We start from the raw sequence: 26,107 nt of genomic DNA on the forward strand, positions 1-26,107 counted from the left end.
GAACCGCCCCTTGGATCACTTTAACTACGACGCCGACGGCCAGCTTCAGGCCGAACAGCTGCCGCTGCAGCGGCTCGCCGAGCAACATGGCACCCCGCTCTATGTCTACTCCCGCGCCACCCTGGAACGTCACTGGCACGCCTTCGATCAGGCGGCCGGCGACATTCCCCACCTGATCTGCTACGCGGTCAAGGCCAACTCCAACCTGGCGCTGCTCAACCTGCTGGCCCGCCTGGGCTCGGGTTTTGACATCGTCTCCGGCGGCGAGCTGTCCAGGGTGCTGGCGGCGGGGGGCGATCCCGCCAAGGTGGTCTTCTCCGGCGTGGCCAAGAGCGAGGCCGAGATGCGGCTGGCGCTGGACAAAGAGATCCTCTGCTTCAACCTGGAGTCGGAAGCCGAGCTGGAGCGCCTGAACCGGGTGGCCGGCAGCATGGGCAAGACCGCGCGGGTCTCGGTGCGGGTCAACCCGGATATCGACGCCGGCACCCATCCCTACATCTCTACCGGGCTCAAGCAGAACAAATTCGGCATCCCCATCGAGCAGGCCCCGGCTATCTACCGCAAGGCGGCAGCCATGGCCCACATCGAGATCAAGGGGGTGGATTGCCACATCGGCTCCCAGCTCACCGAACTGACTCCCTTCATGGAGGCGGCCGACAAGCTGCTGCGGCTGATCGATGAGCTGGCCGCCGAAGGCATCCAGATCCATCACCTGGACGTGGGCGGTGGTCTCGGGGTCAACTACGGCGCCGAGCAGCCACCCCATCCCACCGAGTACGCCGAGGCGCTCAAGCAGAAGCTGGCGGGCCGGGAGCTGACCCTGCTGTTCGAACCGGGCCGTGCCATCGTCGCCAACGCCGGCGTGCTGCTGACCCGGGTCGAATACCTCAAGCCGGGGGAGACCCGCAACTTCGCGCTGATCGACGCCGGCATGAACGATCTGCTGCGCCCCTCCCTCTATGGCGCCTGGATGAACATCATCGAGGTGGATAGCCGCACGACCCATGAGAAGGCGGTCTACGATGTGGTGGGACCCGTGTGCGAAACCGGTGACTTCCTCGGCAAGGAGCGCACCCTGGCCATAGGCGAGGGCTCCCTGCTGGCGGTCCGCTCCGCCGGTGCCTATGGCTTCACCATGTCCTCCAACTACAACACCCGTCCCCGTGCGGCCGAGGTGCTGGTGGACGGTGACCAGGCGTTCCTAATCCGGGAGCGCGAGCCGCTGGAATCGCTCTGGCAGGGCGAGCACCTGCTGCCCTGAGCAAGGCACAGGCACGCGAGACGGTGATGATGTTTGCCGGTCGGGATTCCAAGCGTTCCTCCATGTGAGAGCGTGATTAACGGTACAGGAACGCAGGATGTTGATAGATTTTTCCAAGATGCATGGCCTGGGCAACGACTTCATGGTGGTGGACGGCGTCACCCAGAAGGTGTTCTTCAGCAATGACGTCATCAAGAAGCTGGCGGATCGCCACTTCGGCATCGGCTTCGACCAGCTGCTGCTGGTGGAGCCGCCCTATGATCCTGAGCTCGACTTTCACTACCGCATCTTCAATGCTGATGGCAGCGAGGTGGAGCAGTGTGGCAACGGGGCGCGCTGTTTCGCCCGCTTCGTGCGGCTGAAGGGGCTGATCAACCGGGATCGCATCGCGGTCAGCACGGCCCGTGGCCGCATCACCCTGCAGTTGGAGGGGGAGAACCAGGTCACGGTCAACATGGGGGTGCCCCAGTTTGAGCCGGGCAAGGTGCCATTCCGTGCCCAGAAGGCGGAGAAGACCTATCTGCTGCGGGCGCAGGAGCATACGGTGATGTGCGGGGTCGTCTCCATGGGCAACCCGCACTGCGTCATCGAGGTGCCCTCGGTGGATGACGCGCCCGTGCAGACCCTGGGCGCCATCATGGAGCGGCACGAGCGTTTCCCCGAGCGGGTCAACGTCGGCTTCATGGAGATGGTCAACGCCACCGAGATCAAGTTGCGGGTGTTCGAGCGCGGGGTGGGGGAGACCCTGGCCTGCGGCACCGGCGCCTGCGCGGCCGTGGTGATCGGCATCAGCCAGGGCAAGCTCAGGGAGCGGGTCACCGTCAGCCTGCCGGGCGGCAAGCTGACCATCGCCTGGAAGGGACCGGGCCAGCCGGTCTACATGACCGGGCCGGCCGAGCACGTGTTCGATGGTCAGATAGAGTTATAGGCATCGAGCGGGGGCAACCCCGCCCTGCCAAGCGGTAATGTCAGGGCCCTGTGCCCTTTTTCTATGATGGACCAACCAATTTATGAGCGAACTCAAACGGCAGGAGACACTGGTGGACGAAGCCAGCGTGCTGGAGTACCTGGCCCGTTATCCCGAGTTTTTCCAGCGCCACGCGGCCATGCTGGACCGGATCCGTATTCCCCATGAGCGCAAGGGCACCGTCTCCCTGGTGGAGCGCCAGCTGGATCGACAGCGCGAGCGCATCGATCAGCTGGAGCAGGAGATCACCGAGCTGATGGGGGTCGCCAGCGAGAATGAACGGATCTTCCGGGTCTATGCGGATCTCTATGGCGAGCTCTACGGCTGCCAGACCCTGTTCGAGATGAGCGTGGCCATGGGCAAGGCCTTCGTGCAGCGCCTGCGGCTGACCGAGCTGCGGCTCTGGCTCAATCCGAAGAAGTTCCAGCTGAGCGGCCCGGAGCAGCGCTTCCTGGCACAGGGCAAGCAGCTCGAGCAACTGCTGGGTCAGCGCCTGCCCGGATCGGATTACTACTTCGGCCGGCTCAACCAGAGCGAGAAACAGGCGCTGTTTGGCAGCGACGTGCTGGTCAACTCGGTGGCCCTGATGCGGCTCGGCGATCTCGGCGTGCTGGCCTTCGCCAGCTCGGATCCCAGCCACTTCGCCCCCCACAACGACACCCTGTTGCTGGGTCAGCTGGGCCGCCTGCTGCAACTGCGTCTGCCCGAGCTGGTTCGTGGCTAAGGCGCCGCAACCCGCCGCCGAGCCCCTGCCTCCCGCATTGGCGGGGGAACTCACTGCCTTTATCGAATACCTGAGGGTCGAGCGTCAGCTCAGCCCCCACACCCGCAGCAACTACGAGGCACACCTGCAGGCCATGACCGCCGAGCTGGTGCGCCTCGGTCTCGACGACTGGGCCCGGCTCGAGGCGAGCCAGGTGCGCAGCCTGGTGACCCGGATGCACAAGGCCGGCCTCGCCCCCCGTTCCCTCGCCACCAAGGTCTCGGCCCTGCGCAGCTTCTGCGACTGGCAGGTGCGCCAGGGGCGGCTGGTGGCCAACCCGGCAAGGGGCATAGTGACCCCCAAGCAGGGGCGGCCACTGCCCAAGAACCTGGATGTGGACGAGATGTACCAGCTGCTCAACATCACCGACGAGCAGGATCCGCTGGCGGTGCGGGATCGCGCCATCATGGAGCTGATGTACTCCTCCGGTCTGCGCCTCGCCGAGCTGGTGGGGCTCAACCTGGCGGACATTAAGCTCGACGAGCGCCAGCTCAAGGTGACCGGCAAGGGCTCGCGGGAGCGGGTGCTGCCCATGGGGCGGATGGCGGTGGAGTGGCTGCACAAGTGGCTCAGGGTGCGGCCATTGCTTGCGGGGGACGAGGCCGAGGCGCTGTTCGTCTCCAAGCGCAGGCAGCGGCTGTCGGCCCGCTCGGTGCAGGAGCGGATCGATGGCTGGGGCAACAAGCAGGCGCTCAACGCCCACGTCCATCCCCACAAGCTGCGCCACAGCTTCGCCACCCATATGCTGGAGTCATCCGGCGATTTGCGGGCGGTACAGGAGCTGCTGGGCCACGCCGATCTCTCCACCACCCAGATCTACACCCATCTCGACTTCCAGCATCTGGCCAAGGTGTATGACAATGCCCACCCCAGGGCCAAACGGGATCCCGCCACCCCGGAGGATGAGTGACGCCTGTCGCCACGGACGGCTGTCAACCTGTGTGACAGCGTCCGAGCCGCCGGGGCCAAACGGGATCCTGACTCCCCGGGACTGTGAATAACGGGCTGGCCCGGCCATCAAGCAGAGGAGAGCACATGCAGTTTTATCGCCGCTGGCAGCCGGTGGCCGCCATCTCGTTCGATCTCGACGACACCCTCTATGACAACGGCCCCGCCATAGTGCGGGCCGAGCAGTGGATGCTGGCCCATCTGCGCAGCGAATACCTGGCCACCGCCATGCTGGACAAGCCGCGCTGGCTGGCGCTCAAGCGCAGCCTGCTGCTGGCCCACCCCGAGCTGCGTCAGGATGTCAGCCTGGCGCGCCGGCACTGTATCCATGAGGCCATGGTGCAGGGGGGCATGGCGGCCGGGATGGCCAGTCATGAGGCCGAGCGGGTGTTTGCCGGCTTCCTCGTCGAGCGCTCGAAGATAGAGGTGAGCGCGGCCACCCACGCCCTGCTGGCGCGCCTCGCCGGCCGCTACCCGCTGGTGGTGATCACCAATGGCAACCTGGATCTGGCCCAGGCCGGGCTGAGCGACTATTTCACCCTGGTCTGCAAGGCCGGGGTGGGCGCCAGGATGAAACCGGCGCCGGACATGTTTGCCCAGGCGCAGGCCGCGCTCGGCCTGCCGGCCGACCGGATCCTGCACGTGGGGGATCACCCGGAGACGGACGTGCTGGGGGCACTGCTGCACGGCTTCAAGGCCGCCTGGCTCAACGATCGCCAGCAGTCCTGGCGGCAGTTGCAACTGCTGCCGGATGTGGAGCTCTGCGCCCTCGGCGAGCTGGCAGAATTGCTGCTGTGACGGCGTGGCAGAAGAGGCTTCAGCGTCTGTCGGGCAGCCGAGATGGCGGTCTGGTGCGGGTCGACCAGGGAGTACAAGGGTTGCGTTTGAAGAACATCTTCTGGTTGGCGATGCTCTTGCCGCTGGCGGGCTGCGATCTGCTGACGGACAAGTACCGGATGGAGTTCAGGGATGGATCCTGGCGCGAGATCGCCATCTCCCCCTTCTCCGACGAGGCCCGCTGGCGGGAAGGCTGCGCCAGCGGCGAGGTGCTGACCGACATGACGCTGCCCCTGAAGCGGGGCAAGCGGGTCGATGCGCGGCAACAACTTCTGATCGGCGGTGAGCTGTTCGAGCTGGACGACGCCAATCTGTACCGCAGCAACGGCATGGTGCTCGGTCAGGCCCCGGATCACGTCCAGCGCGGCCTCAAGGGGCTGGATCTCTGCCGTACCCTGCGCCCCGATCGCGGGGCGCTGCCCAGGTTGAAGGGCAAGGGCCTCGGCGACTAGCCGGCCTGCATCCTGTGCCGGCGACAGGCGGCACCGAAGGCCTCGAACAGCTTGATGGAGTGGGGGTTTTCGGTCGCCTTCCACTCCGGATGCCATTGCACCGCCAGGGTGAACTGGGGCAGCTCGGGGGCGTGAAGGGCCTCGATCAGCCCATCCTCGGCATAGGCCAGCGGGGCCAGTCCCTTGGCCAGCGTCTTGATCCCCTGGCCGTGCAATGAGTTGACCGGGATCGCCTCCTCCCCCATCAGCTCGGCAAACCAGCTGCCGGCCACCAGACTCACCTGGTGGCTGTGACCATACTGATCCTCCACCGGATCATCCGCATCTTCCCGATGATCGTCATACCCCGGCTCGCAATAGACCTTCTGATGAATGTCCCCGCCGAGCGCCACGTTGATCTCCTGCATGCCGCGGCAGATGCCGAGCAGCGGCAGCCCGCGATCGATGGCGGCGCGCACCAGGGGAATGTCGAACAGATCTCTGTCTCTGTCCTGGGGCTTCTCCGGGGTCAGGTTCTCCTGGCCGTAGAGGGCGGGATCTATGTTGGAGCCGGCGCCGCTCAGGTAGACGCCATCGGCCAGGTTGAGGTACTGCTCCAGATCGTCGGTGCCGCAGCAGGTCGGCACCAGCAGGGGAATGCAGCCGCTGATCTCCACCAGGGGGGTGATGTATTTGTGGGTCATCACCTGGTAGGGGTGGCCGTTACGGGGCTGGGCCCCCATGGTCATCAACACGACGGGTTTGGTATGGGAACTGGGGTTGGGCATAGGTCACCTTGGCTATCCTTGTCTGGTGTCTCATCCTGCGCCTTGGGAAGGCCCTTGCCGCGGCTGAGCAGCAAGGGCATGCCTCAAGGCATGGTCATGGGATCCGGGTCTTGCCGCGGTGCCAGAATCGTCGGTCAGCCTGGGCAGTGACAGCCTGGATCCTGATCCCAGTCTGCCAAGGCCGTTCAATATGTCAAACGAAATGATGCAAAAATGTTAATCATGATAATGACTAAGCCGTCTTGAGTCCCTGTATCAGGGGCCTGAGCGGCAATGGGCGGGGGAGTATGGGCAAGGCGTGGTGGATATATTAAACATTCGGCGGGAGGGGAAAAACGAAGGGGCATCCAGGGATGCCCCTTAGGGATCAGGCGTTCAGGATGAACTGCTCGATCACCTTGGCCACGCCCTCATCATCGTTGCGGGCCGTGGCGTGCTGCGCCAGCCCCTTGATCTCGTCGGTGGCGTTGCCCATGGCGACCCCGAGTCCGGCGTATTCGATCATGTGGCGGTCATTGCCCGCATCGCCGACCGCGATCACCTGAGCGGCGCTGAGGCCAAGGTGCTCGGCCAGGGCGGCGACGCCGGTACCCTTGTTGCTCTGCTTGTTCATGAACTCGAGGAAGTAGGGGGAGCTGCGCACCACTGTGTAGCGCTGGTAGAGCTCGGCGGGCAGCTGGCTGATGGCGCGGGAGAGCAGGGGCTCCTCGTCGATCATCATCACCTTCATGATCTGCTCGTCCAGGGGCAGGGTGGCGAAGTCCACCAGGTTGATCGGCATGTCGACCAGGCGGGACTCGTGCTCGGTATAGGTGCTGACCCTGGGGCTGATCAGCCCCTGACGGACGGAGAAGCCGTGGATGTTCACCCCCAGCTCATCGGCCAGGTGGGCGATGGCGCGGGCATCGGCGCCGGTCAGCAGCTGGCTGCGCAGGATGCGGTGATCCGCGACCTGTTGCACCAGGGCGCCGTTGTAGCAGATGACATAGTCATCCGGGCCGGTGAGGCCGAGCTCGATCAGATAGGCACTCATGCCTTCCAGCGGCCGTCCCGAGGTCAGCACCACAGTGACGCCCCTGGCGCGGGCCGCCGCGATGGCGGCGTGGGTGCGCGGGGTGATCTGACCCTGAGGGTTCAACAGGGTGCCATCCATATCCAATGCGATCAGCTTGTACATCTTCTCACTACCTGAGTCTGGCCGGCCCACCCGATGGGGCCAAGGGGAGGCCGAGTGTAGCGAAATTCACCGCCGGGATCACGCCATGCGTCCCATGGATCGGGCCGGTGGTGGGGTGCCCCTCACTTGTGGCCCTGATAGGGGGTCAGTTGCAGCTGCTCGTCGCGGATGACGAAGCTGATGGGGCCGTGCTCTATGTCGACCCTGTTGTGATGGTGGGCCATCTCCACCTCGACCCCGGGAAACAGGCGCTGGGTCGCGACTATGTTCATGCCGGCCATCAGCAGTTGCAGCTGTGCCTGGGTCGCCACCAACTGCTCGTTCAGCGACTTGGCCTCGTCGAGCTGGCGGATGCGCAGCGTCTTGATCTTCTGCACCGTCTCGGGATTGCGCTTCTCCCTCGGCAACTGCAGCAGCTTGAGGATGAGATCCTGCAGCTTGAGCAATTGCTCCCCACAGGCCTGCTTGCGCTGGCGCAGGGTCTGCTCCTGCTCCTTGTGGCTGAAGTAGCCGCCGAGGATCTGCAGCCGGGTCCGGTTCGCCGCCGAGGCCCCGATCACCGGGGCCATGACCAGCCGGTTGGCGATGCTGATCCCCCCGATCAGGTGACCCTTGCGCATGGCGCTGTCGCCGACCCTGAGATCCTGGCCACTGCGGCAGTAGCAGTGGCTGAGCTGGCTCTGGATATGGATGTCGCCATCGGCCTCCAGCCTGGCGTACTGGGCATAGCTGGCGTGGATCTCGCCGCCGGCGCTGAGCTGGCAGGGGTATTCGTCGTTGTCCTCCTGCTTGCGGCCTATGATGCCGTTGCGCACCGTGATGCTGCCACCCGATACCACGGTGCCATTTTCGACGAAGCCGCCGATCACCACGTCGCCGCTGGCCTGGACCCGCATGCCGGGCATGACGTCGCCGGTGACCAGCAGCGATCCCTCAAAGATGACATGGCCGTGGCGGGCATCCACCTGTTTGACACTCAGCACCTCGTCGACCCGCATGCCGCTCTTCTCATGGCAGGGCAGGCCGTTGCGGCTCGCCAGCAGCAGGTCGGGATCCTCCGCCGAGACGCAGCTGCCTTCCCCCACAGTCATGTGGCTCTCCTTGCCCGCTCTGGCCGGCAGCGTCTGGCCGGTCACGGTGAAGCCGTCGATGCCCCGGGTGGCGGGATGGCGCCGCATCAGCGGGGCACCCGCCTTGACGGTGATCAGGGCGCCCAGATCGCGCATGTCGACCCTGCCATGATCCAGCTCCTGGGGCTTGAGGATCCGCTCGGCCGGCGTCTCGACCAGGCGCTCCAGCCGGGTATCCAGGCCATGCTCGACCGGTCGGCCGAGGGCGATGACATGCCTGAGCTGGGCGCCGGGTGCGGCCTCCTTGCTGGCCAGGATGGCGGCGGCGAGCAGGCTGTCGCTCAGCCCCTGTTTGATGCCGCTCGCCACCACGGCGTCCTGCAACTGGGCCTGGGTCAGGCATTTGCCGCCCCAGTCCGCGGTGAGCTGGGCGGTGGCGCTCATGGCGTCCTGCTCGATCACCACCAGCACGCAGGCGTCGTGGCGCTGGGCGATGGGCACGGGGGGATGGGGGCGGGCGTCCGGGTTGGCCAGCAGGGCGTTGAGCAGGCCGATGGCCTGCCGGATCCCCTCGCTCAGCGGCTGATAGCGTCGACAGTTGGACGCCAGCAGCAGGGACAGGACCTGGGCCTCGGTGATGGGATGGGCGAGGCCGGGGGCGATGCGCAGGCAGACCAGCGTCATGTCGGCCGATAACAGTAACCACTCTTTGTTCAACACTGGGGCAGCTCTCCCTGGTCCCGATCCGGCTGGTTCCCCTGGTGGCCAGGGCGGGATCCTTGTCGCAAGCCGCGACAGTCTTGGCGGCTCAGAGTCGCAGTATTCGGGCATTTCTCTTTCCGGGTCAACGAGCTGAATGCAAATGGGTGAGCTGGGTGGAGGAAATCCAGGGTGACAAGGGGTATGCTGGCGACGAGTGTATCAATTGCGCCTCATCCCCCTGTGCCGCCACCTCGGGATGGGAAGATGGCTTGCGAAAGGAGCCCAGATGCGACGTCATTGCCTGCTGTCGGCCACCCTGCTTGGCCTGCTTGGCCTGCTCAGCGCCTGCCAGCCCACGACCCAGGGCACGGCCCTCGGCACCCTGGAGCGGGACCGGGTGCTGCTGACCGCCACCGCCAACGAGATAGTCCGGGCCCTGCCGGTGGCCGAGGGCAGCCAGGTGGCCGAGGGGACCCTGCTGGTGCGGCTCGATGACAGCCGCCAGCAGGCGGTGTTGGCCCGGGCCAGGGCCGAGGAGGCCAGCGCCACAGCGGCGCTGGCCCGCATGACCAATGGCGAGCGGCCGGAGGACATAGCCGCGGCCCACGCCAGCCTCGACAAGGCGCAGGCGGCGGTGATCGAGAGCGAGCGCAACTTCAGGCGCATCGATCGTATGGTGGCGCAGAAGTTGTTGAGTCCCTCCGAGCTGGACAAGGCCCGCGCCCAGCGCGACGGCGCCCTGGCCGAGCAGGATGGCGCCCGTCAACAGTTCGACAAGTTGACCCGGGGCGTGCGGACCGAGGACATCGACGAGGCCACCGCCAAGCTGGCGGCGGCCCGGGCGGATGTGGTGCTGGCCGAGCGGGAGTTGGCGGATCTCACCATCATAGCGACCCGCAGCGGTCGCCTCGACAGCCTGCCCTACAACCTGGGGGAGCGGGTCCCGGTGGGCGCCGTGCTGGCCGCCTTGCAGGCAGATCAGGCGCCCTACGCCCGGGTCTATGTGCCCGAGCCCGCGCTGGCCCGCTACCGGATTGGCGAGTCCATCGCGGTGCGGGTGGACGGCGTGCCTGCGCCCCTCACCGGCCGGCTGCGCTGGATCTCGAAGGAGCCCGCCTTCACCCCCTACTACGCCCTCAACGAGCAGGACAGGGCCCGGCTGGTCTACCTGGCGGAGATAGACTTGCCCGGGGCACAGGACTTGCCCAGCGGCCTGCCGGTGCAGGCAGAGCCTTCCCATGAGTGAGCCGTCGCTCGATCGAGTGCCGACGTCAGCGGAGTCTTCCCATGAGTGAACTGGCGATCCGGGCACTAGGCGTGAGCCGTCGCTTCGGCGACTTTCTCGCCGTGGACGGGCTGGATCTCAGGGTGCCGAAGGGGCAGATCCAGGGCTTTCTCGGCCCCAATGGCTGCGGCAAGTCCACCACCTTGCGGATGCTGACCGGCCTGCTCACCCCCTCCGCCGGTGACATCGAGGTGCTGGGCCTCGCCATCCCGAAACAGGCGGAGGCGCTGCGCCGGCGCATCGGCTACATGACCCAGAAGTTCTCCCTCTACGACGAGCTGACCGGCTGGGAAAACCTGGAGTTCATGGGCCGGATCCACGGCATGGGCGGTGCGCCTCTCAACACCCGGCTGCACGAGCTGCTGGCGACCTACGAGCTGAGCGAGCTGGCCGGGCGCCGGGCCGGGGCCATGAGCGGCGGCCAGAAGCAGCGGCTAGCGCTGGCGGCGGCGGTGATCCACCGCCCGGATCTGCTGCTGCTCGACGAGCCCACCTCGGCGGTGGATCCGCAGAACAGGCGCGACTTCTGGGAGAAGCTGTTCGATCTCAGCGAGGCGGGCACCACCATATTGGTCACTACCCACTACATGGACGAGGCGGAGCGTTGCCACGCGCTGGCCATCATGGAGGCGGGCAAGGTGCGGGCCCAGGGCTCGCCCCAGGCGCTGATGGAGGGGATGAACACCCAGGTGGTGGAGGTGCTGGCCCCGGATCTGCGGCTGCTCAAGCAGCAGCTGTTGCAACTGCAGCCGGTGCGCTCCGCCGCCCAGCTCGGCCAGCGGCTGCGGGTGCTGGTGGACAAGCAGCTGGCGGATCCCGTGCCCTGGCTGCAGCAGGCCTGTCCGGCCCTGGCCGGCGCCGCCATGGCGCTGGTCAGGCCTAGCCTCGAGGATGTGTTCGTCAGCTGCACCGGTCAGGAGCCAAGGGCATGAACGGTCTGAGGCGGTTATGGGCAATTACCCAGCAGGAGCTGCGGCAGTTGGCGCGGGACCGGCTGACGCTTGGCACCCTGGCGGTGATGATCCCGCCCCGTCGAACCGTGAGGGCAAGCCGATGGACGGTCTGAGGCGGTTATGGGCAATTACCCAGAAGGAGCTGAGGCAGCTGGCACGTGACCGGCTGACGTTCGGCATGGTGGTGATGATACCGCTGCTCCAGCTGCTGCTGTTCGGCTACGCCATCAACACGGACGTGCGCCACATCCCGGCCGGGCTGGTGGACATGAGCCAGAGCGTGCCGGGTCGGCTGTTGGTGGAGGCGGTGAAGGCCAGCCAGGTGGTGAGCATCAAGCAGCGCTACGTGGGGCTGCAGGAGGCCGAAGCGGCGCTGACCCGGGGCGAGGTGCGGGCCGTGCTGGTGCTGCCTCCCGACTTGAGCCGCCGGCTCAGCGCCGGTGAGAGTGCGGGCCAGTGGCTGGTGGACGGCTCTGACACCATGATCGCGGGGGCCCTGCTCGGCCTGCGCACCATGCCGCTCTCCGATCTCAAGCCGGATCTGGTGCCCCTGCCGCCCACCTTCGAGACCGTGCTCTACTTCAACCCGTCCCGCCGCTCGGCGGTCAACATAGTGCCCGGTCTGCTCGGGGTGATCCTGACCATGACCATGATCATGTTCACCTCGGCGGCCATAGTGCGGGAGCGGGAGCGCGGCAACCTGGAGCTGCTCATCACCACCCCGGTCAGCTCGATGGAGCTGATGATCGGCAAGATCCTGCCCTACATAGGGGTGGGCCTGATCCAGGTGGTCATCATCCTCGGCCTGGGTCACTTCATCTTCGCGGTGCCCATCAACGGCGCCCTGAGCCAGGTGCTGCTGGCGACCCTGCTGTTTATCGCCGCCAGCCTGACCCTGGGGCTGCTCATCTCCACCCTGGCCCAGACCCAGTTGCAGGCGATGCAGATGACGGTGTTCATCCTGTTGCCCTCCATCCTGCTGTCGGGCTTCATGTTTCCCTACGAGGGGATGCCGGTGCCAGCCCAGTGGCTCGCCGAGCTGCTGCCTGCCACCCACTTCATGCGGCTGATCCGGGGGGTGGTGTTGCGGGGGGGCGAGCTGTCCGATCTGCTGCCGGATGTGTTCTGGCTGCTCGGCTTCACCCTGCTGATGCTGACCCTGGCCGCCCGCCGCTTCAAGAAGAGCCTGGATTGACTCTTATTCCGGCGATCCCGGCTTGGGGTTATGGGGTGGCTTGATTGGGTGCTGTATGAGTCATTCATGTCGGCCGGTGCCGGCTATGGCATCGATTTCGGGATAAATGGCTGAAAATATCGGGGCAGAGGCGCGATTCACCTTGCTCATTGCGCCCCGAGGGACTCTAATCTGCCGCCCAACGCCGTTGGGCCTAGTACCGTCCTTTATCCCCTTGCCCCATAGAGCCATCATGACCGCCCAAGGCCATCTGCTGTTTTCCGTTACCTGCGCCCTGCTTGCCCACAAGTTACCGCTCACCCCGGCCCTGGCCGAGGCCAGCCTCTGGCAGATAGTGCCCGCGGCGCTGGCCAGCGCCCTGCTGCCCGATCTGGATCATCCCAACTCCCTGCTCGGCCGGCGCCTGCCCTGGATCTCGGGGCCGCTCTCCCGCCTGTTCGGCCATCGCGGCTTTACCCACAGCCTGCTGGCGGTCGGCATGGCTGTCTGGGGGCTGGCGCAGTTTCAGGCGCCCGGCCTGCTACCGGTGGGGGTGAAGGATGCGCTGATCATCGGCTATCTGAGCCACCTGCTCGGGGACTGGCTCACCCCGGCCGGCATCCCGCTGTTCTGGCCGATGCGCCAGCGCTTTAGGCTGCCCTACCTGTCGCTCAGGTGTGGGGGCGGGGTGGAGACGGCCTTCTGCGTCCTGACCCTGGCGCTTGCCGGGTTCTGGACCCAGGGCGGCATGGCGCTCAACGCCTTCTAGCGTGGCTTGGGCGCCAATCTGTCTCGTGTATCAGGGGAGCCGGCCTGGGGCCCTGACGCACCCCGGCATCCAGAATATCCGCCTTAGTCGGCCCGCTGCGCCGTTCTCGGCAGAGTGAGGTAGTCGGCGATCACCGGCACCCCCAGCAGGTGGCGGCGCAGCATGTCGAGGGCGGCGAAGGCGAGGATCCGGCGGCGGCTTTCCGGATCCGGGTGGCTGACCTTGAGGGTCTGGCCAGTCTGTTGCCCGTCGGCGCACAGCAGCAGCGGCACCCCATCCGGGCCCGCCATGCCTATGGTCAGGCTCAGCCCCCGCTCGACCCCCGTCAACTGGCCGAGTTCGGCTGCGAGCTCGCCGCTGAAATGGGCCGCCAGCCGCGGATGCTCATGGCAGAGGGCGAGCAGGGCACCCCGGCTCTCCCCCTCGAACAGGGTCAGCGGCCTGCCCCCCAGCAGGGCCAGGATCTGGCTGGCCGGCTCCTCGTCGCCGCGCCCCACCAGCCAGGGCCGAGTCTCGCCGAGCAGGCGCGCCTCGGCGGCCGCCATGTCCGCCACCGAGGCGTCATGACCGATGAGTTTCAGCTCGATGAGCGGCATGGCGGAGCGATAGCCGAGCTCGATGCCGCTCGGCCAGGGGGTGGCGTCCAGCTTGTCGCTGAGCGCCGATTCCGAGATGCCGAAGCTGTAGAAGCGGCGCAGCTCGGTGTCGGCCTGCGCCCCGGCCAGTACCTTCAACCGCGGCAGGATCTGCTCGCGCACCATCTGCTTGAACTCGAACGGCACGCCCGGGGTGAAGAAGATCCTGCTCTGGCCGTGCCCGGCCGGGTGATGGACCAGGAAGCCGCAGGCGGTGCCGACCGGGTTGTCGAGGATCTCGCACTCCCGGGGCAGCCAGGCCTGCTTGGCGTTGCTCGCCGGCATGGGACGGCCCCGGCTGGCGTAGCGCGCGGTGATGGTGGCGAGCCAGTCGGGGAACAGGGTCAGCGGCTGGCCAAAGGCCTCGGCCGCCGCCTGGGCGGTGAGATCGTCCGCGGTGGGGCCCAGGCCGCCGCACACCAGCACCACCTCGGCGCGCCCGGCGCTCTCCTGCAGCACGGCTTTCAGATCCGCGAGGTTGTCCCCCACTGTGGAACGGCGGCGCACCTGCCAGCCCTGCTCCAGCAACAGGGCGCTGAGCCAGGCGGCATTGGTGTCCACCACCAGGCCCGTGACTATCTCGTCTCCCGTGCTGATGATCTCGATACGCATGCTGGTTTCCTCGGGTTGAACAGGCTGGCTGGAAGGCGCCATGGGGCAGGCTGGATAGAGTGCAATTGTACCCAGATCCCCCTGCCGCTGGCGATATCCAGGCGTCGTGACGGGAGCGGAATGAGGATCAGATACCTCTTTGTTAACCAGCCAGTAACAAGGGTGAACCCTGGCTTAAGCGTGGGCATGTTTTCCTGTGGCAACAGTCACGTTCCATGACAGAGGTGGGGTAAAATGCTCACCAATTGCTCAATTGTTCAAAAAAAGGTCATGACCATGAAACACGCAGCCTTGTTGCTGGCCCTGCTGGTGGGCTCCCCCGCCTGGGCCGGCTTGCAGATCAACTCCAACGACGTGCGCATCAATGTGGACGGCGATGAAGCCGACGAGTGGAAAGAGAAGCACAGTGATGACTGCTCGAGCATCGCGGTCGGCGACGTCAAGGTGAGCAGCGAGGGCTGTGACGGCAAGGGCAAGAACAAGGAAAACAGCAGCGTGCATGGGGACAATAACCCCGGCAAGGGCCACAACAAGGCCAAGAACAAGTGATACAAGGGCGCCAACAGGCGCCCTTGTTGTCAGTGCCGTCGAGGGAGGACGAATGCACAGGTAACTGATGACAGGCTGGGCGCTTTATTATAGGCTTCTAGATGTCCAGACATATTTACCGATGCAGTACAGGGAGTAAGCATGCCGATCAAGATCCCGGACCAGTTGCCCGCCGCCGAAGTGCTGGGGCAGGAGAACATCTTCGTGATGACGGAATCCCGGGCCGTCACCCAGAACATCCGTCCGCTGCGGGTGCTCATCCTCAACCTGATGCCCAAGAAGATAGAGACCGAGATCCAGCTGATGCGGATGCTCTCCAACTCGCCGTTGCAGGTGGATGTGGATCTGCTGCGCATCGACGATCGGGAGTCGAAGAACACGCCCCAGGCGCACCTCGAGAACTTCTATCACGACTTCGAGCAGGTGCGTGGCAACAACTACGACGGCATGATCATCACGGGGGCGCCGCTCGGGCTGGTGGAGTTCGAGGAGGTGGTCTACTGGCCGCGCATCGTCGAGATCATCGAGTGGTCTCATCAGCATGTGACCTCGACCCTGTTCCTGTGCTGGGCGGTGCAGGCGGCGCTCAAGGCGCTGTACGGCATGGAGAAACAGACCCACGGCGAGAAGCTGTCCGGGGTCTATCGCCACCACCGCCTCGACGAGCACGAGCCGCTGCTGCGCGGTTTCGATGACGAGTTCGTCGCGCCGCACTCCCGCTATGCCGCCTTCGACGGGGATCTCATCCGCGCCCACACCGATCTGCAGATCTTCGCGGAGTCAGAGGAGGCGGGGGTCTATCTGGCGGCGACCAAGGATTGCCGCCAGGTGTTCGTCACCGGCCATCCCGAATACGATGCCCTGACCCTGGATGGCGAGTATCAGCGGGATCTGGCGGCCGGGCTCACCCCCGTCATCCCGGTCAACTACTACCCGGACAACGATCCCGGCCAGACCCCGCGCGCCAGCTGGCGCAGCCACGGCCACCTGCTGTTCTCCAACTGGCTCAACTACTACGTCTACCAGCTCACCAGCTACCGGCTGGAGGACATCGGCAAGGTGTTCACCTACCAGCAACCCAAGGCATAGGGCGCTGGCTCAGCCGGCCAGCCGGTGCGCCAGGGCGTCGAGCCAGTGGCGATGGCAGGCCAGGGTGAAGGCGCGGGGCCGCTTGGCCCGGATGGCGGCCATGGCCTCCTGCTGCGACTGACCCAGCGTCATCAGCAGGGCGGCGGCCACCAGCCCGGTGCGCCCGCTGCCGCCCTTGCAGTGGATGGCCAGCTGCTTGCCGTCGCGCAGCAGGGCGATCAGCCGGGGCAGCACCAACTGCCAGGCTTGCTCGAAGGCGGCATCGGGGGCCTCGTCGTCCTCGATGGGCAGGTGGAACCAGCTCATGCCCCTGGCGTCGAGCTGCGGGCCGAGCCGCTCCAGCCCGACGCTGGCCAGCTCGGCCTCCGTCATCAGGCTGATGACCCCATGGGCCCCGGCCAGTTGCAACTGGTCCAGGACCTGCTCCGGGGGGACCTGCTGGGTGCCGGGGCAGGGGGTCAGCAGGAGCTGGCCATCGAGGCGTGGCACCTCCAGGCTCCAGAAGGGGTGGGAGGGATGCATGGATTTCCTTGTCGAGTCTGACATGGTGTCAAACGAGTGTTTTTGCGTCGTGGCGAAGTGCGGCAAAGCATAGGGGGCGGCGCCACGATGTCAATCTGCGTTGTGTTCGGCCCGGTTTACGGGCAGAGTCTAAAAAAATTGAGCGATGCAAGGAGTAAAGATGAGAAACCTGGATCAACTGGATTTGGACATCCTGGCCCATCTGTTTCGCGATGCGGGCATGACCAACAAGGACCTGGCGGCCCTGGTCGGGGTGGCGCCGTCCACCTGCCTGGAGCGGGTGCGCAAGCTGCAGCAGGATGGGGTGCTCAAGGGAGCCCACTGCGAGGTGGATTATCAGGCGCTGGGTGGCCACATCCAGGCCATGGTCTCCCTGCAGCTGGCGCGCCACAGCCGTCAGATCATCGATGCGTTCCGCGATGCCATCCTGGCGTTGCCCGAGGTGATCAGCCTGTTTCACATGGGTGGCAAGGACGATTTCCTGGTGCATCTCTGCGTCGCGGACACCGAGCACCTGCGCAACTTCGTGTTCGATCACTTCACCTCGCGGGAGGAGGTGGTGCACCTCGAGACCTCGCTGGTGTTCGAGCACAGATTCAGCCGCTCACTGCCCTGCTTCACCCACCCCTGAGTGCCCGCGCGGCGCACAGAGGGAAGAAAAAAACCGCCTGCTGGCGGTTTTTTTCTGGCGGTGACTGACCCTCAGTTGAGCACCAGGCGGCTGTCCGGCGCCGTCTGGTAGAGCCCCTGCTGATAGGCCAGGTTGCCCCAGAGCACCAGGCCCAGCGCCGCCTCCTTGAGCTCATCGGGCTGGGGCGCCGGTTGCAGGCGCTGGCTGGCGGCATCATACCGATAGCCTTCGGCCGGCCGCTCCGGCTGCAGTATCACCACGTCCTTGCCCCGCATCAGGGCGAAGTTCTTGTCGTACTGCATGATGGCTCGCCCCGGCCAGTCGTCCGGCATGCGGGTCAGATCCTTGCCCAGCATGGGATAGTCGGCGCTTATCCCCATCAGGGAGAGCAGGGTCGGCGCCATGTCTATCTGGCTCACGACCCGCGAGTCCTGGCGAGGCTTTATCCCCTCGCCAACGATGACCCCGGGAATGTGGAAGCGGGGGATGGGCACCAGATCGGCGCCGCTGACCCGGCTGTCGTGATCGGCGATGACCAGGAACAGGGTGTCTTGCCAGTAGTTCGATTGGCGGGCCTGCTTGAAGAACTCGCCGACGGCATGGTCCGCGTACTTGGCGGCGTTGTTGCGGGTCTGCTTGGGTTGCTCAAAGAGCGCGATGCGATCGTCGGGAAACTCGAACGGATCGTGGTTGCTCGAGCTGAACACCAGGCTGAAGAAGGGCTTGCCCTGCTTGCTCAGGGCCCGGAACGTCTCGTCGGCCTTGGCCATCAGATCCTCGTCCGAGGCGCCCCATGAGCCTTCGAATACCGGATTCTCGAAGTCCTTCTGCTCGATGATGGTGGTGAAGCCATTGCCGAGGAAGAAGCTGCGCATGTTGTCGAAGTGGCTCTCGCCGCCGTAGATGAAGCTGGTGCTGTAGCCCCGTTGCTTGAGCAGATCCGCGATGGTGAAGAAGTTAGTCTGGCTCTTGCCGAGCTTGACCACGGCCTGGGCCGGAGTCGGCGTGAAGCCGGTGAGCACGGCCTCGATGCCGCGCACCGAACGGGTGCCGGTGGCATAGAGCTGCTCGAAGGCCCAGCCCTGTTGTGACAGCGCATCTAGGTTGGGGGTGAGCGGCAGGCCGCCGAGGGAGCCGACGAACTGGGCGCCGAGGCTCTCCTGCAGCAGGATCACCAGGTTCTTCGGCTTGCCGGCATAGCTGGCCTCGTTGGCGGTCTGGCTGGGCAGGGTCTCGGAGCTGTAATCCTGGTCGGGGCGACCGCTCTCCCGGCGCACCAGCTCCAGGATCCGCTCCCGGGGCAGCTCCCCATAGAATTCGCCGGCGCTCTCCTCGTTGCCCATCTGCTTGATGGCGAAGAACAGGGAGTAGGAGGAGTTGACGGTCAGGGCGTTGATCAGAGGATCGCTGGCAAAGGCCACCATGGCGGGGTTCAGGGCCCTGTGGCCCAGGCTGGAGCGGGCGCCGAGGAAGCCGATGGCCAGGATCAGCAGGGCGAAGGCCGGGCGCAGGTACCAGCGCGGGAAGCTAAGGTGCCGTATCAGGCGTCCGCTCAGCCACCAGCCTCCCCCCAGGGTCAGCAGGCTGAACACCAGGGCCAGCAGCAGCTCACCCTTGCGGCCCGCCCACAGCATGGCGAGCACCTCCTTCGGGTAGATGAGGTATTCGATATAGAGGCGATTGGGGCGCACCCCGTACTCGGTGACGAAGGAGGGGGTGGAGATCTCCAGGAACAGCATCAGCCAGAGTCCCAGCGTCAGCCAGACCCGGATAAGCTGCAGCCAGGCGCGGCCCAGGGCATGGGGGCCGGCCAGCAGCAGGGTGAAGACGGCGGGGACGCCCCACAGCCAGCAGAGGGTGGCAAAGTCGACTCGCAGCCCTTGCAGCAGCAGCTGTGACCAGCCGGCGACGGCATCGACGCGCTCCTGTTGCCAGAGTCCGAGGGCTATCCGGCTGGCGGAGAGGGCGATGAGCGCGATCGCCGAGAAAATGGCGATGGGCCAAAATGGACCCAGCCAATGTCTTATTTTTGTCATTGTTATTCCTGATAAAGCCAATTTCTTGATGCCCATCCGAGGGCACTTTTTCTTATATTGCAGGGTTATGACAGTGGGGGCGGGGAAAGGTTGCGGCGGGGTGATGAAAAGCAAGTTATTGATAATATTAATTTTTTAATGAGCAATCCCGGTCGGGTCAAAAGACAGCATAAACGACTGGGATTAGTGTGATCCCCGCTACAAAGCGGGGAGGGGGGCTTTTCTATAATGGCGCCGAACTCTCTCAATCGGAGCCGAATTCATGCCGGTCTTTCTCGATGTCGAGTATCTGCGGGAGTGGTGCCTGTTCGTGGTGCTCTCGGACGGCACCACTGGGGTGCTGGACTTGACTCCTTGGCGCGAGCAACCGCTGTTTGCCAGTATCCCCTCGGCGCGCCACTGCGCCCGGGTCTTCATCAATCGCCGCCATCAGCTGGAGTGGCCGGGGGGTTGCGTGCTGGCCGCCCAGGAGGTCTATCACCTGATCCAGCCCGTCGACGAGCGCAACCTGCACTGAGCTGACATGCTAACTCGTTGAGCCAGATAACGTTTTCAGTCACATACCCCATGTGTTCCTGCCGTTATCATGGTCCCAGATGCGGCGCATCTGCGTCCATGCCACCACAGCGGGAAGATGACAATGAAACAGGGAAAGTTGCGTTATGGCGGTCTGCTCGGGGCCGCCTTGTTATTGTCGGCATGCGGCAGCGGGGGCGGCTCCGGCGCCGAGACCCAGCCGCCGATCGTCAATCCCCCTCCTGCGGCCAGCAGCCGCGCCTGCTATGGGGATGATCAGCCCGCCTGCAACCTGAGGATCTATCAGGTGATGGTGGAGTCATTCGTCGATGGCGATGGTGCCGCCAACTACGGCGTTGGCTACGGCCCCTCCCGGCACAATGGCGATCTGCAGGGCATCATCGCCAGCCTGGATCACATCAAGAGCCTCAACGTCAACGCCATCTGGCTGACCCCGGTGTTCGACTCCTGCGCCGGTCAGGGCGGCGACGACAGGCTGGATGCCACCGGCTACTTCGCCTGCGACTTCTTCAACGTGGATCCAAACTTTGGCAGCAACGCCCAGCTCAAGCAGCTGGTGGATGCGGCGCACCAGCGCGGCCTCTATGTCTTCCTCGACGGGGTGTTCGGTCACGTCAACAAGGTCGGGGTGAGCAAGCCCTCCCCCGAGGGACGCCTGCCGGCCCTCAAGAGCGGCGGCGTCGGTTATCCCGGCCAGCTGGTGGACTACGGCAAGCCCGAGAGCCTCGCCTACTTCGAGGAGGTGGCGCGTCACTGGGTCGAGCAGTACGGCATCGACGGCTGGCGCCTCGATCAGGCCTACCAGCTCGGGCTGGACGAGTGGCGCGCCATTCGCGCCGAGGTCGAGCAGGCCAGTGCGGCGCGCAAGGCGGCCGGCCAGCAGTGGGGCACCCTCGGCTACCTGGTGGGCGAGGTGTGGAAGGGGGCGGACGAGATCCGCACCCAGGCCTATGGCCCGAGCGACAACCCGGCGCTGCCCTCGGCGTTCGACTTCCCGCTGCGCTACGGCCTGATGCAGGCGCTGGCGGTGGAGGAGTCCGGCAAGGGCGGGCAGGGGGCCAGCGTGCTCGACGCCAGCTGGAACAAGGTGGAGAACTACCCGGATCACGCCATGCCTAACCTGATGCTGGGCAACCACGATCTGGTGCGCTTCGGCGATCTGCTGGAGCGCGGCAACTTCGATCCGGCGGACTACTGGCTGCGTCACAAGGCGGCCTTCAGCTTCCTGGCGGCCCGCTCAGGTCCCATCACCCTCTATTACGGCGAGGAGTTTGGCGACGAGGTGCCGGGCTTTGCCAAGCAGGTGAGCGGCGACTGTGCGGCCCAGGGGTTGTGCGACGATCACGTGGCCCGCAGCGACGGCAAGGTGCCGGGTGTCACCGGCTTCGTGCCGGACGGCGAGCAGGCCGAGCTCAAGCAGTGGCTCGCCGAGCTGCTGGCCCTGCGCGCCGCGCATCCCGCCCTCTATCAGGGGGAGCGGGTCAAGCTGGTGGCCGAGGGCAGCGTCTACGGCGACATCAAGCAGACGGCGGCGGAGCAGATTGTCTACCTGCTCAACGTCTCCAGCACCCCCCAGAGCTACAGCCTGCCGGTGGCCAGGCTGCGCGGCGGCAGCGCCCTGGTGGATCTGCAGAGCGGCGAGCGCCTCCCCATCGGTGGCAGCAGCCTGACGGTGGCGCTGCCCCCCTTGAGCGGCCGCTTCCTGCAACTGCAGTAGTGACGGGACAAGCACAAAAAAGGGCTCCATCGCGGAGCCCTTTTTGTTGCCAGGCGCAGGGGCGTCACTTCTCGATGCCGCTGCCCAGCTCCTCCTGACGGGAGCTGGCCGGGGCGCCGTGCTCGCTGCCGTTGCGCCAGTGTTCGAGCCGGTTGTGCACGCCGCGGCGCAGGCTCTTGAAGCTGGTCTCCAGATAGTGGACCCCTACCAGGATCCCCAGGGTCACACCGGTGAGCAGCAGCGCCTGGCGCAGCATCCCCATGCCGATGAGGGCGCCGAGGGCGGCCAGCATCCAGATGGTGGCCGCCGAGGTCACCCCCAGCACCTGACCATCCCGGGTCATCATGACCCCGGCGCCGAGGAAGCCGATGCCGGTGATGAGCTGGCCAAGCACCCGCGCCTGATCCGCGGGCAGCGGGCTGACGGCGGCGCCGATGGCGAGGAAGCAGTAGGTGCCGACCACGATGAGGGAGGAGGTGCGAATGCCGACCGGCTTGCCGTGCAGCTGCCGCTCCAGCCCGACCAGACCGCCACACACCAGACAGGCCAGGATGTTATCCCAGCCAAGGGGCGCTATGTCCCACCACTGCGTTGTCATCATATCCACCTCTGCCACCCTGCTCGTTATCCTGCCGCGCTCTGCCCCCGGTTCTCCAGCCGTTGCCGGAAGGCCCTGGCCAGGCGCTCGTAGAGATCTTTGGCCTCTCTGTCTTCAATATCGCCACGTATCCAGGGATTGTCGATGATTTCCAGCAGCACGCAGTCGCGACCCTGCTGGCGCAGGTCGACCCCGAACAGGCCGTTGCCGAGCTGATGCACGGCGCGGCGGGCGGTCTGCAGCACCCGCTCCGGCACCTCGGTCAGCGGCAGCGCCTCGATCCGGCTCAGGTCGAGGGGGTGCTTGCGGCGGCGGATGCGGTTGCCCGGCTCCGGCCGGAAGCGGCGGCAGGCGAACAGCGGCGAGCCGTCGAGAAAGCCGATGCGCCAGTCGAACTCGGCGGGGATCCGGCTCTGCACCAGCAGCAGGGCGGAGCGGCCCAACCCCTCGTCCAGCAGGCGGGCGAGCTGGGTCTCGTCGCTGGCCATGGCCAGATCCCGGCCCTGGGCGCCGTCGGGGACCTTCACCATCAGCGGCAGGCCGAGGCGCTGCACCAGCTCGTCCACCTGGTGGCGGCCGCGGCGGGTCACCACCATGGTCGGCGGCATGGGCACGCCGCTGCGCACCATCAGTTCGTAGAGGTAGAGCTTGTTGCTGCAGGCGAGGATGGCGCGGGAGCTGTCGATCACTGGCATCTTGAGCTGCTCGGCGCGGCGGGCGAACTCGAAGGTGTAGTGGCCGACCGCGGTCTCGGCGCGCAGCCAGAGGGTATCGAACTCCGGCAGCCGCTCGATGGCGGAGGGGGGCAGCAGCTCGGCCTGGATCCCCTGGGCGGCGGCGGCCCGGATGAAGCGCTCGAGCGCCAGGGCATCGCTGCTGGCGCGGCCATCGTTGGGATCCATCAGGATGGCGAGCTGGTAGCGCGGCGCCGCCTGCTCCTCATCCCCGGCACCGACCAGCGCCTGGGCGTGTTGCAGCATCAGCGCCTTCTCGCTCTGGCTCAGTGCCAGCGGCGACAGGCTCTGCTGCTGGCGCACCGACCAGCCGTGGCGGCCGCGCTTGAGGGTCAGCTCCTGCAGCGGCAGCTGGCTCAGGCCGTAGTAGTAGCGGGCCAGCCCCGCCAGCTCGCTCTGCTCGCACTGGCCGAAGATGGCGCGCACCCGGATCCTGTCCTCGCTCTGCCGGGTCAGCCAGCCCTGCAGCTTGCGCCACAGCTTGGCCGGCGGTTGCTGGGGTTGCAGCACGCTGATGGCCTGCAGGCCGGGCAGGCAGTGGTGGCTGCGGGCCTGGGCCAGCAGGGAGCAGTAATAGCCGGCGCTCAGGTGCTCCAGGCTGCGACAGAGGTTGATGATGCGGGGGCGGCCACCGGTGGTGGGCAGGCCGTGTTGCAGGTAGGTGCGGGCGGTCAGCAGATAATCGGCATGGCAGGGCCAGTCGCCCAGCTCCTCGACGATGACATAGGTACTCATATTTTCGGCTCCACAGATCAGACTGCCTGGACGGCAGGATCCCCAGTGGGCTTCGATGCACCGACAAGCACGACAATGGCGCGAGGGGAAACAAGAGGTTACAGTGCCTAATATGCCGCCTTGGTAACTTGTGATACAAGTCGCATTTCTGGTGCTGAGGATAAATAACCGAACAAGGACTCTCCGTGTTGACCCTGCGCGCCGCCCGAACCGATGATTTGGGCGCCATCGTTAAGCTGGAACGCTACTGTTTTCCCCCCGAGGTCGCCTTCGGCCGCAGCCGCTGGCACTATCTGCTCACCCAGGCCAAGGGGCGCACCCTCTTGCTGCTGGACGACAAGGCCCAGCTGATGGGCTATCTCAGCGTACTGGAGCACAGGGGCTGGGATCGGCTGGTGATCCAGACCCTCGCCATCCGCTGGACGGTGCGCCGCCAGGGCTGGGCCCGCCGCATGCTGGAGCAGGTGATCCAGGAGGGCCGGCAGGCGGGCTGGGGCGCCATCCGGCTCGAGGTCGCCGATGCCAACCCCGAGGCCCAGACCCTCTACCAGGGGCTGGGGTTCCGCCCCCGGCTCCGGCTGCCGGATTACTACGGGCCCGGCCTGCACGCGCACCGGCTGGTGCTGCCGCTGGGATCCGGTGAGCAGGGGGCGGCATGAGCCGCGCTGCCTCGGTATCGAGGCGCCGGCATGAGCTGTGACGACTGCCTCGCCACCGCCATCAGGGCCAAGCTCGGGCGCTGCCGGGCCTGCGCCCTCCAGACCCTGGTCATCGGGCTGGCGGGTTGGCTGGCCTGGTGGTGGTTCGGCGCCGATGCCTCGGTCAATGCCCTCACCGGCCTGCTGTTCGCCCTGGGGGGCAGCGGCCTGCTGCTGCTGCACCTGCTGGCCTTCCTCTGGCGCCGGGGCGGTCGCGGTCTGGATGAATAAATTAAATTTTGTTTCAACAAGATAGATAACAATGGAGGTTCAGATGATAGCAATGGTAACGGGCGCCTCGTCCGGTTTCGGGGAGGCGATCAGCCGCCTGCTGGTGAATGCGGGCTACAGGGTGATCGGCACCGGTCGCCGTGCCGAGCGGCTGGCCGCCCTGGCCGGTGAGCTGGGGGATGACTTCCTGCCGCTGGTGTTCGACGTGCAGGACAAGGCCGGGACCCAGGCCGCCATCGACGGCCTGCCGGTCGCCTGGCAAGAGGTGGATCTGCTGGTCAACAACGCCGGTCTGGCGCTCGGGCTGGAGCCCGCCCACAAGGCGGACCTCGAAGACTGGGAGCAGATGATCGCCACCAACATCAGCGGCCTGACCCTGCTCACCCGCTTGCTGCTGCCGGGCATGGTGGCGCGCAATCGCGGCCATGTGGTCAACATCGGCTCCATCGCCGGCACCTACCCCTACCCGGGCGGCAACGTCTACGGCGCCACCAAGGCGTTCGTGAAGCAGTTCAGCCTGAACCTGCGCGCCGATCTGGCGGGCACCGCCATCCGCGTCACCAACGTGGAGCCGGGCCTGTGCGGCGGCACCGAGTTCTCCAACGTGCGCTTCCACGGTGACGATGCCAAGGCGGCCACCGTCTATCAGGGGGTGCAGGCGATCCAGCCGGAAGACATCGCGAGCACAGTGCTCTGGGTCAGCCAGCAGCCCGCCCACGTCAACATCAACAGCATCGAGATCATGCCGGTGGCCCAGACCTTCGGTCCGCTCCAGATCAGCCGCCGCTGATTGCCCCGTTTGACGAAATGAGAAGAGGCACCCCAGGGTGCCTCTTCTGTTTTGACGAGCCGGTCAGAGGCTCATGATCTTCTTGAATCCCTCTTCTGAGTGCTTCTGCTCGCTGCGCCTGGTCTAGCACCACTACCTCCTTGCCGAGTTTATCGCTCTGCTTGCCCCAGACGCCGCGCAGCAGCGGCAGGTACTTGTCCGGCTGGGTGCTGGCTGACTGCGGCCGCAGATCGGTGATGGGGATACTGCTATCCGGGTGGGGAGGGCAAGTTGGCCTGTAACTTGCTCACCTTGTCGGTCATGACGGGGATCCCTCCCCGCACGCCGGATCGGCAGACAGCTTGGAGCCCTCATGGATATCAAACCTTATGGTCAGCAACTCGCCCAGAGTGCATCCCACAACCGCGCCCTGGCCACCCTAGGCGCCGACGACAGCCCGCAGGGCGGCGGCTGGGAGCAGCAGGTCAGCCTCTCCAGTCAGCGGCTGACCGGCAAGGCACAGCAGGTGCTGACCTACGAGCACCTGGCCAAGAGTGGCAAGGGTTCCTCCCCGACGGGGGGCGTCAACAACCTGGGGATGCAGCAGCTGGTGGACAAGGCGCTCGGCTTCGATCGCAAGAAATTTGACGATCTCGAGAGCCAGCTCAAGGGGGTGGCCGACAACCAGCAGCTGTCGAGCGATCAGCGGGAGCAGCAGACCAAGGCGTTGACCGAGCAGCGTGACGCCATGCTCAAGGCGGCCATGGATCGCCTCAGCGGCAAGCCGACGGGTGAGAAGCAGAGCGCATAAGCCGCGGCTCATGGCTCAAACGGCAATCTTTGGTGGCGGGGGGCAAGCGCTTGCCCGGCGGCGATCAGGGTATGGAAG

27 protein-coding genes are annotated in these 26,107 nt (G+C 65.9%); 19 read left to right on the plus strand and 8 right to left on the minus strand.

The genetic code is table 11. The features are described 5' to 3' along the window. The first annotated feature begins 10 nt into the window (after window positions 1–10). The 6 genes from lysA to KW821_RS07840 all read left to right on the plus strand — a co-directional run bounded on the left by lysA (window position 11) and on the right by KW821_RS07840 (window position 5,228). On the plus strand, window positions 11–1,261 hold the full coding sequence (lysA, locus tag KW821_RS07815; protein WP_218291038.1) for a diaminopimelate decarboxylase: 1,251 nt from the start codon (window positions 11–13) through the stop codon (window positions 1,259–1,261). A 97-nt stretch (window positions 1,262–1,358) separates the two neighbouring features. Beyond that, window positions 1,359–2,189, plus strand: a complete 831-nt coding sequence (gene dapF / locus KW821_RS07820; RefSeq protein ID WP_218291039.1) for a diaminopimelate epimerase — start codon at window positions 1,359–1,361, stop codon at window positions 2,187–2,189. A gap of 82 nt (window positions 2,190–2,271) precedes the next feature. Further along, complete coding sequence (locus tag KW821_RS07825; RefSeq protein ID WP_042651936.1) at window positions 2,272–2,952, plus strand: DUF484 family protein; 681 nt, start codon at window positions 2,272–2,274, stop codon at window positions 2,950–2,952. Continuing rightward, complete coding sequence (xerC, locus tag KW821_RS07830) at window positions 2,945–3,901, plus strand: tyrosine recombinase XerC (RefSeq protein ID WP_371317598.1); 957 nt, start codon at window positions 2,945–2,947, stop codon at window positions 3,899–3,901. The genes KW821_RS07825 and xerC overlap by 8 nt, the downstream gene beginning before the upstream one ends. Window positions 3,902–4,026: 125 nt before the next feature. Beyond that, window positions 4,027–4,737 carry an HAD-IA family hydrolase gene (locus KW821_RS07835; protein WP_218291040.1) on the plus strand — a complete coding sequence of 237 codons (711 nt, stop codon included), beginning with the start codon at window positions 4,027–4,029 and terminating at the stop codon, window positions 4,735–4,737. Between the two features lie 110 nt (window positions 4,738–4,847). After that, on the plus strand, window positions 4,848–5,228 hold the full coding sequence (locus tag KW821_RS07840) for a hypothetical protein (protein ID WP_218291226.1): 381 nt from the start codon (window positions 4,848–4,850) through the stop codon (window positions 5,226–5,228). Here KW821_RS07840 and KW821_RS07845 read toward each other — a convergent pair. The 3 genes from KW821_RS07845 to KW821_RS07855 all read right to left on the minus strand — a co-directional run bounded on the left by KW821_RS07845 (window position 5,225) and on the right by KW821_RS07855 (window position 8,962). Then, window positions 5,225–5,995, minus strand: a complete 771-nt coding sequence (locus tag KW821_RS07845; RefSeq protein ID WP_218291041.1) for a gamma-glutamyl-gamma-aminobutyrate hydrolase family protein — start codon at window positions 5,993–5,995, stop codon at window positions 5,225–5,227. The two genes, KW821_RS07840 and KW821_RS07845, sit on opposite strands and share 4 nt — an antisense overlap. Window positions 5,996–6,362: 367 nt before the next feature. Beyond that, window positions 6,363–7,172, minus strand: coding sequence for a sugar-phosphatase (gene yidA / locus KW821_RS07850; RefSeq protein WP_218291042.1), 810 nt, complete (start codon window positions 7,170–7,172; stop codon window positions 6,363–6,365). Between the two features lie 122 nt (window positions 7,173–7,294). Next, entirely contained in the window at window positions 7,295–8,962 is a 1,668-nt protein-coding gene (locus KW821_RS07855; RefSeq protein WP_371317599.1) for a DUF342 domain-containing protein, read from the minus strand. A gap of 268 nt (window positions 8,963–9,230) precedes the next feature. Between KW821_RS07855 and KW821_RS07860 the strand changes: the two genes are divergently transcribed. From KW821_RS07860 to KW821_RS07875, 4 genes are all read left to right on the plus strand, one after another. Further along, complete coding sequence (locus tag KW821_RS07860; protein ID WP_218291043.1) at window positions 9,231–10,190, plus strand: HlyD family secretion protein; 960 nt, start codon at window positions 9,231–9,233, stop codon at window positions 10,188–10,190. Window positions 10,191–10,231: 41 nt separating this feature from the next. Continuing rightward, window positions 10,232–11,161: an ABC transporter ATP-binding protein gene (locus tag KW821_RS07865; protein ID WP_218291044.1), complete on the plus strand. Its 930-nt coding sequence runs from the start codon at window positions 10,232–10,234 to the stop codon at window positions 11,159–11,161. Window positions 11,162–11,282: 121 nt separating this feature from the next. Then, window positions 11,283–12,377 (plus strand): ABC transporter permease, encoded by a 1,095-nt coding sequence (locus KW821_RS07870; RefSeq protein ID WP_218291045.1) that lies wholly within the window; start codon window positions 11,283–11,285, stop codon window positions 12,375–12,377. A gap of 232 nt (window positions 12,378–12,609) precedes the next feature. Further along, window positions 12,610–13,125 (plus strand): metal-dependent hydrolase, encoded by a 516-nt coding sequence (locus KW821_RS07875; RefSeq protein WP_042651946.1) that lies wholly within the window; start codon window positions 12,610–12,612, stop codon window positions 13,123–13,125. Between the two features lie 83 nt (window positions 13,126–13,208). Here KW821_RS07875 and KW821_RS07880 read toward each other — a convergent pair whose 3' ends face one another. Then, a complete protein-coding gene (locus tag KW821_RS07880) occupies window positions 13,209–14,372 on the minus strand; it encodes a molybdopterin-binding protein (RefSeq protein WP_218291046.1) in 1,164 nt (387 codons plus the stop codon). Window positions 14,373–14,648: 276 nt separating this feature from the next. Between KW821_RS07880 and KW821_RS07885 the strand changes: the two genes are divergently transcribed. Both KW821_RS07885 and metA read left to right on the plus strand, forming a co-directional pair. Then, window positions 14,649–14,921: a hypothetical protein gene (locus KW821_RS07885; RefSeq protein ID WP_218291047.1), complete on the plus strand. Its 273-nt coding sequence runs from the start codon at window positions 14,649–14,651 to the stop codon at window positions 14,919–14,921. 141 nt (window positions 14,922–15,062) lie between these two features. Further along, entirely contained in the window at window positions 15,063–16,010 is a 948-nt protein-coding gene (metA, locus tag KW821_RS07890) for a homoserine O-succinyltransferase (protein ID WP_042651948.1), read from the plus strand. 9 nt (window positions 16,011–16,019) lie between these two features. On the opposite strand, the gene KW821_RS07895 is transcribed toward metA, so the two are convergent. Beyond that, complete coding sequence (locus KW821_RS07895; protein WP_218291048.1) at window positions 16,020–16,532, minus strand: cyclin-dependent kinase inhibitor 3 family protein; 513 nt, start codon at window positions 16,530–16,532, stop codon at window positions 16,020–16,022. A 160-nt stretch (window positions 16,533–16,692) separates the two neighbouring features. Here KW821_RS07895 and KW821_RS07900 point away from each other — a divergent pair, with 160 nt between their 5' ends. Continuing rightward, a complete protein-coding gene (locus KW821_RS07900; protein ID WP_025325515.1) occupies window positions 16,693–17,163 on the plus strand; it encodes an Lrp/AsnC family transcriptional regulator in 471 nt (156 codons plus the stop codon). Window positions 17,164–17,234: 71 nt separating this feature from the next. Here KW821_RS07900 and KW821_RS07905 read toward each other — a convergent pair whose 3' ends face one another. Continuing rightward, entirely contained in the window at window positions 17,235–19,199 is a 1,965-nt protein-coding gene (locus tag KW821_RS07905) for an LTA synthase family protein (protein WP_218291049.1), read from the minus strand. Window positions 19,200–19,461: 262 nt separating this feature from the next. Between KW821_RS07905 and KW821_RS07910 the strand changes: the two genes are divergently transcribed. Next, entirely contained in the window at window positions 19,462–19,716 is a 255-nt protein-coding gene (locus tag KW821_RS07910) for a DUF2442 domain-containing protein (protein ID WP_042651951.1), read from the plus strand. Window positions 19,717–19,839: 123 nt separating this feature from the next. Next, on the plus strand, window positions 19,840–21,453 hold the full coding sequence (locus KW821_RS07915) for an alpha-amylase family glycosyl hydrolase (protein WP_218291050.1): 1,614 nt from the start codon (window positions 19,840–19,842) through the stop codon (window positions 21,451–21,453). A gap of 64 nt (window positions 21,454–21,517) precedes the next feature. Here the strand turns inward: KW821_RS07915 and KW821_RS07920 are convergent, their stop codons facing one another. Together KW821_RS07920 and KW821_RS07925 are read right to left on the minus strand one after the other, a co-directional pair. Then, window positions 21,518–22,054, minus strand: coding sequence for an MgtC/SapB family protein (locus tag KW821_RS07920; RefSeq protein ID WP_218291051.1), 537 nt, complete (start codon window positions 22,052–22,054; stop codon window positions 21,518–21,520). Between the two features lie 23 nt (window positions 22,055–22,077). Beyond that, window positions 22,078–23,520: a RimK family protein gene (locus tag KW821_RS07925; protein ID WP_042651954.1), complete on the minus strand. Its 1,443-nt coding sequence runs from the start codon at window positions 23,518–23,520 to the stop codon at window positions 22,078–22,080. Between the two features lie 185 nt (window positions 23,521–23,705). Here KW821_RS07925 and KW821_RS07930 point away from each other — a divergent pair, with 185 nt between their 5' ends. From KW821_RS07930 to KW821_RS07945, 4 genes are all read left to right on the plus strand, one after another. Beyond that, entirely contained in the window at window positions 23,706–24,179 is a 474-nt protein-coding gene (locus tag KW821_RS07930) for an N-acetyltransferase (protein WP_218291052.1), read from the plus strand. A 30-nt stretch (window positions 24,180–24,209) separates the two neighbouring features. Continuing rightward, a complete protein-coding gene (locus tag KW821_RS07935; protein WP_042651956.1) occupies window positions 24,210–24,449 on the plus strand; it encodes a DUF3624 family protein in 240 nt (79 codons plus the stop codon). A gap of 43 nt (window positions 24,450–24,492) precedes the next feature. Continuing rightward, window positions 24,493–25,239 carry an SDR family oxidoreductase gene (locus tag KW821_RS07940; protein ID WP_218291053.1) on the plus strand — a complete coding sequence of 249 codons (747 nt, stop codon included), beginning with the start codon at window positions 24,493–24,495 and terminating at the stop codon, window positions 25,237–25,239. A 352-nt stretch (window positions 25,240–25,591) separates the two neighbouring features. After that, window positions 25,592–26,029, plus strand: coding sequence for a hypothetical protein (locus KW821_RS07945; protein ID WP_218291054.1), 438 nt, complete (start codon window positions 25,592–25,594; stop codon window positions 26,027–26,029). Window positions 26,030–26,107 lie beyond the last annotated feature (78 nt).

It is taken from the genome of Aeromonas sp. sif2416 (assembly GCF_019218665.1).
Lineage (GTDB): Bacteria > Pseudomonadota > Gammaproteobacteria > Enterobacterales > Aeromonadaceae > Aeromonas > Aeromonas encheleia.

Excerpts from the sequence above, each read along its gene's own strand:
- KW821_RS07925 (WP_042651954.1), bottom strand. The coding sequence starts at position 23,520 with ATGAGTACCTATGTCATCGTCGAGGAGCTGGGCGACTGGCCCTGCCAT.
- KW821_RS07860 (WP_218291043.1), top strand. The coding sequence starts at position 9,231 with ATGCGACGTCATTGCCTGCTGTCGGCCACCCTGCTTGGCCTGCTTGGC.
- KW821_RS07915 (WP_218291050.1), top strand. The coding sequence starts at position 19,840 with ATGAAACAGGGAAAGTTGCGTTATGGCGGTCTGCTCGGGGCCGCCTTG.
- KW821_RS07865 (WP_218291044.1), top strand. The coding sequence starts at position 10,232 with ATGAGTGAACTGGCGATCCGGGCACTAGGCGTGAGCCGTCGCTTCGGC.
- KW821_RS07875 (WP_042651946.1), top strand. The coding sequence starts at position 12,610 with ATGACCGCCCAAGGCCATCTGCTGTTTTCCGTTACCTGCGCCCTGCTT.
- KW821_RS07835 (WP_218291040.1), top strand. The coding sequence starts at position 4,027 with ATGCAGTTTTATCGCCGCTGGCAGCCGGTGGCCGCCATCTCGTTCGAT.
- dapF (WP_218291039.1), top strand. The coding sequence starts at position 1,359 with ATGTTGATAGATTTTTCCAAGATGCATGGCCTGGGCAACGACTTCATG.
- KW821_RS07935 (WP_042651956.1), top strand. The coding sequence starts at position 24,210 with ATGAGCTGTGACGACTGCCTCGCCACCGCCATCAGGGCCAAGCTCGGG.
- KW821_RS07940 (WP_218291053.1), top strand. The coding sequence starts at position 24,493 with ATGATAGCAATGGTAACGGGCGCCTCGTCCGGTTTCGGGGAGGCGATC.
- KW821_RS07920 (WP_218291051.1), bottom strand. The coding sequence starts at position 22,054 with ATGATGACAACGCAGTGGTGGGACATAGCGCCCCTTGGCTGGGATAAC.
- KW821_RS07895 (WP_218291048.1), bottom strand. The coding sequence starts at position 16,532 with ATGCATCCCTCCCACCCCTTCTGGAGCCTGGAGGTGCCACGCCTCGAT.
- metA (WP_042651948.1), top strand. The coding sequence starts at position 15,063 with ATGCCGATCAAGATCCCGGACCAGTTGCCCGCCGCCGAAGTGCTGGGG.
- KW821_RS07825 (WP_042651936.1), top strand. The coding sequence starts at position 2,272 with ATGAGCGAACTCAAACGGCAGGAGACACTGGTGGACGAAGCCAGCGTG.
- yidA (WP_218291042.1), bottom strand. The coding sequence starts at position 7,172 with ATGTACAAGCTGATCGCATTGGATATGGATGGCACCCTGTTGAACCCT.
- KW821_RS07910 (WP_042651951.1), top strand. The coding sequence starts at position 19,462 with ATGCCGGTCTTTCTCGATGTCGAGTATCTGCGGGAGTGGTGCCTGTTC.
- KW821_RS07880 (WP_218291046.1), bottom strand. The coding sequence starts at position 14,372 with ATGCGTATCGAGATCATCAGCACGGGAGACGAGATAGTCACGGGCCTG.
- KW821_RS07870 (WP_218291045.1), top strand. The coding sequence starts at position 11,283 with ATGGACGGTCTGAGGCGGTTATGGGCAATTACCCAGAAGGAGCTGAGG.
- KW821_RS07840 (WP_218291226.1), top strand. The coding sequence starts at position 4,848 with ATGCTCTTGCCGCTGGCGGGCTGCGATCTGCTGACGGACAAGTACCGG.
- KW821_RS07885 (WP_218291047.1), top strand. The coding sequence starts at position 14,649 with ATGAAACACGCAGCCTTGTTGCTGGCCCTGCTGGTGGGCTCCCCCGCC.
- KW821_RS07845 (WP_218291041.1), bottom strand. The coding sequence starts at position 5,995 with ATGCCCAACCCCAGTTCCCATACCAAACCCGTCGTGTTGATGACCATG.
- KW821_RS07900 (WP_025325515.1), top strand. The coding sequence starts at position 16,693 with ATGAGAAACCTGGATCAACTGGATTTGGACATCCTGGCCCATCTGTTT.
- KW821_RS07905 (WP_218291049.1), bottom strand. The coding sequence starts at position 19,199 with ATGACAAAAATAAGACATTGGCTGGGTCCATTTTGGCCCATCGCCATT.
- KW821_RS07945 (WP_218291054.1), top strand. The coding sequence starts at position 25,592 with ATGGATATCAAACCTTATGGTCAGCAACTCGCCCAGAGTGCATCCCAC.